Origin of the sequence: Prevotella sp. OH937_COT-195 (genome assembly GCF_003932845.1) — a bacterium.
Taxonomy (GTDB): Bacteria; Bacteroidota; Bacteroidia; order Bacteroidales; family Bacteroidaceae; genus Prevotella.
Window position 1 is genome coordinate 1 of sequence record NZ_RQZH01000039.1, and the last position, 9,470, is coordinate 9,470.

Genomic DNA, 9,470 nt, shown 5'->3' on the forward strand with positions numbered 1-9,470 from the left:
GCAGCACTGGCGGCATACTGCTTCTTCGACAACAAGCCGAAAGCACTTGATGGATATTATATTGAGGACACCAAACAACTTATGATGTTTTGAGAAATCTTATCCCGAACTGGGGTATAATTTTGTCTTTGGTAATCATCGCTTAGTTGTTTTGTAAATTGCTGATTTCCAACAATAAAATTACAAAAAAACTAACGAGATTACCAACTTTTACAAAGACTTTCTTAACCCGAACTCGCATAATAATCATGACTTGCGCTGTTTTTAACTTGCCAGCAAATTACTGACAAGTTAAATTATACCCCAATAAAAATGTGTATATTGAAACTATTGGGGACACAACACCCAGTTGAGACTGTACGCTATTTCTCTAAAGAAGTTCAACATCCTACATCCATATTCTATCTTTCATCCTTAATACGTTCAATTATTGCGTTATATCTTTCAACAAAATATTGTTATGTAGTTATTTTTTGCAACGATATTTTTGATTTGGGTCGTTGGGCTTTTCGGGAATCGTACGTTCAAGAACCCCAAGTTCTATTAAGGAAGTTATATACTTCTGCCGATTTTTAGATTGATTGGAAATTTTCAACCTATCCATAATTTCCTGCGCAGTCCTCGGTACGGAACAAAAGTTTCTAACATCCTCTTCCTTCTTTGTCAGTTTACGAGTAACCAAGTTTACACGAGGTTGGTTACTTTCTGCTTGAGCTTGGTTACTTTTACGCTCATTAGCAACTGCAACTTGGTTACTTTCTGCTTGGGCTTGGTTACTTTTACGCTCATTAGCAACTGCAACTTGGTTACTTTCTGTTTGAGCTTGGTTACTTTCGCGAGGTATGGTAATTACAAACTCGTTGGCAGCATGAGTGATTTCTTTGTCTTCTACTCCATTGGAAAAAACGGCATTTGGATCGTATTCAAGCGCACGGCGCACACCACTTCCTGCTCCGGTATAGGGTAACAGGTAGTTAGCATTCGTAAACAAGAACATATTGCGAGGCATTGATGTGCCGTTTTTTATATCTTCAACTGTCAACCCATTTGGTAAAGTTCCCGGACTGTGAATTTCCACACGATTGTCAAATATGAAAATACGAATCGGAGATTTAATATTCAACGATCGATGTACAAGTGCATTGACGACATACTCGGTAAGACTTTCGTAAGGTATCTCTAGTTCACCGATAGAATTAAATTCCTTTTCGATCTGAACCTTACGTAAATTCCGAGTAAAGAAATTCATAATGGTACGAAACTGATGGAGTAAATTACCCTCAATTTCCATATCATACATTTTATCACGGAATTGTGTACCACCGACAGAATTACCGATATAGCTAATACATTTTGCTGTCATAACAGGTAGCCACCGTTGAGTGTATTTGCCGAATAGCAGCATTGCTGCAACATTAATTTTGCCATCCGGACGGATAAAATGTAGATTTCTGAGCAATTTTTCGATGGTCGTTCCTTTTATAATGGTTTCGGCCATTGCATCAAGCGAATAATCTTTCATATTCAACTCATCGATGTTTTTCCCTTTAAATACCGGTGCAAAACGGCTCATTAGATAAAGCTTGATAGTATCTGCATCCAAATCATCAATAGTGGCATTAGGTACCGCAGCCTCATCTGGTGCAAAACTACCACACTCACTCATCATCTCTGCAAGTTCTGAATTGTCAAACACCTTACGTTTGTCTGCACCATTCTTCATCCATATAATCCCCTTGTTATCATGATATGGCTTATTCTTACCCTCTGGAATTGTGGCGATAACCACTCCACCACCTTTCACCGGAACATTTTCCACTTCTATTAGTATATTTGGAATAACATTTTCTGATGCAATATTTGTCAGTAGATTTGTCGTTTCCTGCAATTCCTGATATGACAGAGCATTGATTATCCCCGTCCTGTCATTTATGCCTATGACAAGGAGTCCACCACGAGAATTGCAAAACGCCACTATCTCGCAACTTATGTCATATCGATCATTCGCACGCTCCTTAAACTGTAACTTTCCATCCTCTGCCAAGTCACGCATTTGTAGTAGTTCTTGCTCTGTCATATTCTTTGATAATAATTTTTGCTTATTATGTGTTTCAGCTTTAAATCGGATACTTTATGGTTCCTGTAGAAATTTAATGTCAGACTCTATTAAATCTGCGTTTGTCAAAAAACCTAATTTATATTTTAGGATACGTCTAAGTTTCACTTTTCCTCCTCCTGACAAAGAAAAATAATCACTAGTATAATCAACGTCTGAAATTAATGAAATATATTTTTCAAATGAATCTTGAATGCCTTCAATCTCAATTATAGCTTTCAATATATCAAACAACACAGATATGCCTATTGTCTTAGTAATGACACTATCTGCTGACGCATTTTTCCATAGAATTTTATTCACTGCATCAAAATACCTAAATATAATTTCATATATTTCTTCGTCTTTGTTTTCTATATACAAGTTCCTTAATACAGAAACATCTCGTTTGCCATTACTTTCCATTTTTCCCAAATCAGAACGAGTACCAGTTCCAGACCACAAAGAACGTTTCATGGCAAGAAAATCTCTATCTTTTTGAGGATTAGAAGATATGAGGTGCATGATACCTTCTACCATAGCCGCTGTTGACAATAGCCATTTTGTTCTATCCGTAATTTCTTCTATCGATGAGAAAAGTGGGGCTAACTTTATCTTTTGATAAAGTGGAGAATCTTTTCTAAAATTAAATTTTCGAGTAAGATAAACAGCTAATTTTTCTGGCGACCAGGTATTTGAAGGTTTGTCTTCAACATCATATCCAAAAAGTTCTAAAGCCAAGCTTTTGTCAACTTTTTTTTGATTACCGTTTATTGTAGCGAAAAGATATGCTTGATAAGGATTGGGTAAATCCAAAAATATGGAGCAGACTAATTCTATATCCTTAAATTGTTCTTCTGTATAAGAGAACGCATTAATCCTATGTTGACCGTCAATTATTAGTGATGAAACTTCTGACGGAATTTCTATTTCAAAGCAATCAGAAATAGAAGTTGGATGTATACTCCATCTTTTAGACTGTTTTTCTATAATATTTCCTTCATTGTCAACATTTGCGGCGACTAAAATAGAAGTAGGAAAGCACATCTCGGCAGATTTTATAAAATTCGCAATTGCCTTTAATCTCGGCAATTTAAGAGGTCTTTGATTCCCGACCAATTTCCCCTCTTTATTATAACGAGCAACAGAAGATGTTGAAATCTCAAGTAAATCTTTTGCTTTGATTTTTGCAATAAAGAAGTCTCCAAGAGGTTGACTAACTTTTATTCCATATATTTTTTTCATACGATAATATAATTCTATATATCTCCTCCAAGTGGACTTGTCGGATTTTTGAAAATATTTCTATTTCTATTCTGATACCACCACAACCAGCAATATAAGAAATAAACAAGTATAGATATAATTAGAGCAGCAATCTCAGATCGTTTAAGAATAGCAACTACAAAAATTGATGACAATAATGGTACAATTAACCATGCAATACCGTAAAAGTCATCGTTGTCATCTCTAGTTTCTGACTTGTTGTCTATCATTTCTAAGATTCTTTCTGCAGAAGCACATACAGAAGCAATAGCAATTGTAATTAATCCAATTGCCACGTCTTTACATTCTATATCCAGAAACAGAATAGACATCCATATACTGCTAGATCCACATATTAAGAAAAATAATATGAAGAACATCAATTTGCGCTTATGTGATTTTATCCAATCCATATTTTTTCTTAAATTATTTTTCTTTCCAATACTGAACAGCTTCAAACAAGTCGCCTTTTTGCAATTCTTTAATATTAGATACACATTGTCCGTTATCTAATTTTTCAAGATTTCGCATAGTTCGAGAACCATCCTTTTCACTCAGACCAAGGAATTTATTTATAGCTTTTGTATTGTTAAGGTCATTTATCGGCAAAAGGAATGCTGTTTCACATTCTTGCGAGAAATCGAAATTGCCTTGATTATACTCCGATATACCTTGAGAGAGAAGAATTATAGAGACTCCATATGAACGAATTTTTCTAAGTAAAACTTCCAAAATCTCCAAAGACTTCTTTTCACGGAATAAATCGTGAGCTTCATCAATCATTAACACATAACGCATGCTTCGTTTACCTTCAATGACTTCTGTACCACCCATATTAGTAAACACATTGAAGATGTAGTTGATGATAAGAAAGATTGATGTAAATCGAACAGTACTATCCAATTCACTTGATAGTGAAAAGTAATAATTGTTGTTTAGGAAGATACTTGGGTCGTTGACTTTTGAAGCGAAGAGTTCATACTCACTTAAACGCTCCATAATCTCTGTAAGAGTGTCACGGTTATCACCTACTGATTCTATCACTAAATCGTAAATTTCCTTTAATGAAGGGTGTTTCCCATCTTTATGTTGAACAAACGCTTCTTTCGTAGCATCTTTTAGTGTTTGCTGTTGTTTCTTGCCAATATTGGAGTATTTAGCAATAATATCAACGAATTTATTTATACCTACAAGTTTGTTCTTTTCATTAACATTATCAATGAATGAAACTGGATTCAATGGAAATGGTGTATGAGGCGCATTTATACATTCTGTATGAGTTCCTGTAAAGAAATCATTCATTTTATTCCTGTCATCTTCACTTAGTCCCTTAAAATCAAGAAACAAAAAATTGACTTGACCTTGCGTCTGTATATATAATTGACGAAGAAATTCAAGTGCAAATTGAGTCTTGCCAGAACCAGATTTTCCTGCTACGGCAATGTGTTGATTGTTGTAGCGAGTTGAATCGTTGAAACAACAATATATATCCTCTCCTGTTACGATATTATATCCCACTTTGATTTTAATAGGACCAGAAAACACACTTTTTGTGATGTGTTGATTTCTATTCTCAACGCTATCGAATCTTTCGGGAGTATCTTCAATCATATCAATTCCCTTTCTGAAATATTCAGTTAAGAAATCTAAGAAAGTATATTGTGGATTATTTTCAAACAGGTAATTTATCTTTTCTAATCCATGATCAATATGTAGTTTTATATACTTGGGGATAAGCTCGTCATTTCTAGTTATTCCATATGCCTGACAAATTAAGGCAATATAGAAATCTCTATACTGTCCATCAAACAGAATATGGTCCTTGTATTCTTTTCCTTGTGAATCGTATGCAGAAAATTCCTGTTGAGTAAAGCGTTTACCTGTAGACAAAGAATAGCCTAATGCAATACGAGCTATTACATTTTCTTTTGTACCCCCAGTAAGTTTTTTTGTTAATTGGGTTACAATGGCTTGATTTTCGCCAGATGTTTTGATGTTAATTTGCATATTCGCTATTATTATATTCTTCGAAAAGATTTTCTGGTTTCACTTCAACAAAGTGCGAACCATTTTTTTCATGGTTTATCAAATAGGATTTATTTACGATCGGCTGAATATATTGATATTCTTCTTCTGTCAATTCTTTTTTAAGAAGAGGAAATAGAATCACTTGTTTTGAAACATTTGGATAGAACTTCGTGAGTACATTCTTTGTATGTTGCGGGTCAAATTTCTGCATTGGGCTATCTATGAAAACAGGAAACTCAATTTCTGTTTCATCAACCAAAGCACTTAATAGTGCAGATGCAAACATCTGACGTTCCCCCATGGAAAGAATGTTATTGTCAATTTTCTTATCATCATATCCAAATAAGCAAATGTCAACATCATCACCATTGCCATTGATGTCTACAATGACCTTTTTAACAAGATTGGTCTTGTGCAAATATGATTGAAGTTTTACTTCCAGTTTTTTCGCTAGAGCCTTTTTCTTTTCTTCTTTAAAGCGAATAAGGAATTTTTGTATTGTATTGATTAGGCGTGTAGCTTCATTGTCAACTGCTCGGTTTTGATCCGAAACACTTATTTTTTTAGAGAGAATCTCCTTTTGCTTTTTATGAGCAATCACTTGTTCTTTAAGTAACTCTATTTCACTTTGTCTTTTCCCGATTTCTACACCGATAGAATCTATCTGACAGTCAATATTCTCTTTTCGGGTTCTCAAATCTTGAACATAATCACTCTCTGCTTTTTTCTCGGCCTCTCGAATATTCTTTTCGATTGTGTATAATTCAGATTTGGCTTTGGTGTATTTATTAATTAGATTCTCAAAAGAAGATTTACTATCTTTGATTTTCGCAATAAGATGCATAAACTCTTCAATCTGTCCCTGACTAAAGTCATGCAATGTACTGAAGTGTTCAAACTTACTTTCATCAGAAACATTGTAAAAATGCTTCTTAATGAGTTGTCTGATTTGTTGTTCATAGAAATCTCTAGTCTTTATATCAATTGAGAAATTGAGATCCTTCTTTGCTTCTTCAATATCACCGAGTATGACATCAGTTTTATCATTAACTCCTTCCAACTGAAGTTTATTCTGTTTATACGCTTTTTCTATTTCTAATTGTGTTGAAAGTTCAGACATAATACCTCCTGCCAAGCCAAATGGAATAAGGCTATATAAATCTTTAAGGCTGTCATCTGCTTCCCTTAGCACTATGTCAAGTTCCACCTTCCTATTATTTAATTTCTGCAATTCGTCTACAGACATAGTATTGCCTTCACGAATCAATTTTGATTGAAGTTCGACTGAATTATGACGTTTAAAAACTCGGTCTTCTTCCAGATTACTAATTTCCTCAGTCAACCTGTCAATTTCACCTTCTTTGAAATCAATATCTGCGATTAGCCCATTAAACTCGTGTTTCTCTTGAGGTTTAGCAGATGACTTTCTATAGTCATCCTGGATTCTGACCAATTCAGTTTTTAGATCTTCATATTTTTGTATGCCAAGAACTTGAGAATATGCAAGACTTAAATCCTTTCGTTGTTCTGGAGTATTTATTTGAGCAAATGAAACTATCTTTTCTGCATCAAAGAAAAAGAATTTTGCAATCTCTATTGGAAGTATGTAATCCCGAATAAATATTTCCTCTTCTTTTGCAATTTCCTCTTTTGACCCCGTGAACAAATCGTTCTTCCGACCATCAATCAGAATTTCCAACTCGTCATCATAATTCGTTGCACTATCATAGGAACGAACAATTGTTATCTCGGTGCAAGGCGTATCTGGAATTTCTACATCCGTAAATGTAACGGACACAGAGAATCGAGTTTCGCCTTCTTTCTGTGCAGCAAAGTTGAGACTATTACCAATGTATTTACTATAACCTCCTTTTTCGTCAATTTCTTTACGGTATAGTTCATCAACCTTCCCCATATTCTTACCATATAGGCACCAAACTAATGACATGAGAAAAGTTGTTTTGCCGAAACCATTATTACCACTGACGATAATCAGATTCCTATTTCCATCGGGAAAAAGTTCAATCTTATTCTTCCCTTTATAAATTCGGAAATTATTAAGTTCAATTTCGCGTATCGTCATGATTTTTTTTATTTACAAATTCCTCTAAACGAGACTCAATTTCTGTTTTCAAGCCACGACGTCGCTGCATGAGTGACTTGCTTTTCTGAAGCATAAGAAGTTGCTCTATCAATTCACCTTCTTCAAGGTTCTCTTGGCAAATTTCTTTCATCAAATCTGCTTCCAATTTGTTTTTTATCTTTCCCTCTTCCATATTTAATGAGGAATTATAGATTTTGTTATATATTTCTGATACTTGATGTGCAAAGTTAAAATCTCGATACCAATTCACTTGAATTGCAATCAATTCTTGATCAGTAATGAGTTTTATTTCAGGATTATATTGTTGCAATTCATGTTGAACATTTAACAGTCCTTCCAACATTTTCGCTCTATATGTGAAGGTGTAGGGTCCCATATCGTTCACGGCTCTTCTCCCATCCCGTCGCAACGGAAACCGATTCTCAATGATATTCCGTTCTTGGTCCAGTTTTAACCTAAAATCATAAAGCGGTTGCATCCATTCTCGCCCATTTTTTATAAGCGAACGCATGGACTTATCATCCTTCACAACAGTACAAGTCCAACAACCGAAACGACTTTGACCACAAGAGCCATGACTTTTGTCTGTTACAACGGTTGGACATTCGTAATCGTCCGCACTCGCATCAACATAAATGTTAAACAGGATTTTGTTATCAAATCCCCAGGGAGATGGAATGGTATTTATTATATACCAGACTTCTTCTAACATCAATTCTTTGATTGGTGCATAGACATATGTATTTGCCAACAGAGTATGATTGGTAAGTCGCTTGCCATGAATTTCATGTTTCTTAATAGAACGAGCACGAGTCGCACTTTCTGCTTTTCTTGTTCCAATTAAAATTATAGCTTCCCCACATTCGTCTACTTGTTCTATTATAAAACGAGCTGTAGGCTTAATTTTCATTTTCTCAGTACACCATCTAAATGCTGTGTTTGGGACAGGATAACCTTTCCCTATAACATTCACCCAAAATGAATCTTCCAATCGAGGCGTAGTCTTCCGGACAAAAATAGGCAAGTCTTCTTCTCTTGCTTTTTTTTCTATCTGTTCAAGAATTTGGTCAACATACGATGCAATTATAGGGTTTTCAACCATTGTGTCATTGCAAACTACGTATATTGGTCTGCGAAGTTGAAACGGCTCTGGTAATTTTTTTAATTTTTCAAGCGCAATCCATACAAGCATTAGTAATACTGTTGAATCCTTTCCTCCACTGAATCCTATAATCCATGGTCGGGTAGACTCATCAGCATACGCATACTGGTCAAGAATTTCATCTATTATATATTCAATACGTTTATTCCTCATTTTGGATTTTTATCATAAATCTGACATCCGATTTATAGGCTGAAAAGTTTTGAAGTCCTTATTCACCAAATCGTTCAATTCTACATCTAATAGGTGTGATATTTTAATTAAAGGTTTCAAGATATGGTTGAGAACTATTCGTACACCATTTCGATACAGTGGATGGATTGACGTTTAATTGTTCACACAGCCATTTATTCGTTCTCTTTTTTTCTGCTAAAACAACTTTCAGACGATTTATATTTTTTCCAGATTGGCAAAATTTGTTATTTGTCCACAAAAATAGTGATTTTATTTCACTTATCAAAAGAAATGGATTAATTTATGGTGAAAGCGACCAGAAATACTGATTTGTGTAGAGTCCAACAGCAAATGCAAAATTAGTGAAAATTTTTGAAGAAACAATTTATCGGTGTATCGAAATTGATTTTTTATGCGAGTTCGGGTTAAGAAAGTCTTTGTAAAAGTTGGTAATCTCGTTAGTTTTTGTAATTTTATTGTTGTAAATCAGTAATTTACAAAACAACCAAGCGATGATTACCAAAGACAAAATTATAGAAATTCTCTGTATTATTGATGAGTTTGACAAGAATTTGAATGTTGAACTGAGTAAAAACCTATGTTTACCTTCCTATAATAGCAATGGAAAACGTTGCAGGAAT

6 protein-coding genes and 3 pseudogenes are annotated in these 9,470 nt (G+C 34.5%); 2 read left to right on the forward strand and 7 right to left on the reverse strand.

All coding sequences use genetic code 11. The features are described from left to right. Positions 1-93: pseudogene (locus EII32_RS10675) on the forward strand (IS982 family transposase); the annotation flags it as partial. A gap of 373 nt (positions 94-466) precedes the next feature. Here the strand turns inward: EII32_RS10675 and EII32_RS10680 are convergent. The 7 genes and pseudogenes from EII32_RS10680 to EII32_RS12575 form a co-directional block, all read right to left on the reverse strand. Further along, a complete protein-coding gene (locus tag EII32_RS10680) occupies positions 467-2,077 on the reverse strand; it encodes an RNA-binding domain-containing protein (RefSeq protein WP_125235387.1) in 1,611 nt (536 codons plus the stop codon). A gap of 54 nt (positions 2,078-2,131) precedes the next feature. Then, positions 2,132-3,340 (reverse strand): DNA phosphorothioation-associated DGQHR protein 1, encoded by a 1,209-nt coding sequence (locus EII32_RS10685; protein ID WP_125235388.1) that lies wholly within the window; start codon positions 3,338-3,340, stop codon positions 2,132-2,134. A gap of 14 nt (positions 3,341-3,354) precedes the next feature. Continuing rightward, the gene (locus EII32_RS10690) at positions 3,355-3,774 is read right to left on the reverse strand and encodes a hypothetical protein (RefSeq protein WP_125235389.1); all 420 of its coding nucleotides are present in this window, start codon (positions 3,772-3,774) and stop codon (positions 3,355-3,357) included. Positions 3,775-3,787: 13 nt separating this feature from the next. Beyond that, complete coding sequence (locus EII32_RS10695; protein WP_125235390.1) at positions 3,788-5,368, reverse strand: DndE family protein; 1,581 nt, start codon at positions 5,366-5,368, stop codon at positions 3,788-3,790. Next, positions 5,358-7,472: a DNA sulfur modification protein DndD gene (gene dndD / locus EII32_RS10700; protein WP_125235391.1), complete on the reverse strand. Its 2,115-nt coding sequence runs from the start codon at positions 7,470-7,472 to the stop codon at positions 5,358-5,360. Before dndD ends, EII32_RS10695 begins: the two co-directional genes overlap by 11 nt. Beyond that, positions 7,453-8,808: a DNA phosphorothioation system sulfurtransferase DndC gene (dndC, locus tag EII32_RS10705; protein WP_125235392.1), complete on the reverse strand. Its 1,356-nt coding sequence runs from the start codon at positions 8,806-8,808 to the stop codon at positions 7,453-7,455. Before dndC ends, dndD begins: the two co-directional genes overlap by 20 nt. A gap of 12 nt (positions 8,809-8,820) precedes the next feature. Continuing rightward, a pseudogene (locus EII32_RS12575) lies at positions 8,821-9,088 on the reverse strand (helix-turn-helix transcriptional regulator). 253 nt (positions 9,089-9,341) lie between these two features. Here EII32_RS12575 and EII32_RS12580 point away from each other — a divergent pair. Further along, positions 9,342-9,470, forward strand: a pseudogene (locus EII32_RS12580) (IS982 family transposase); the annotation flags it as partial.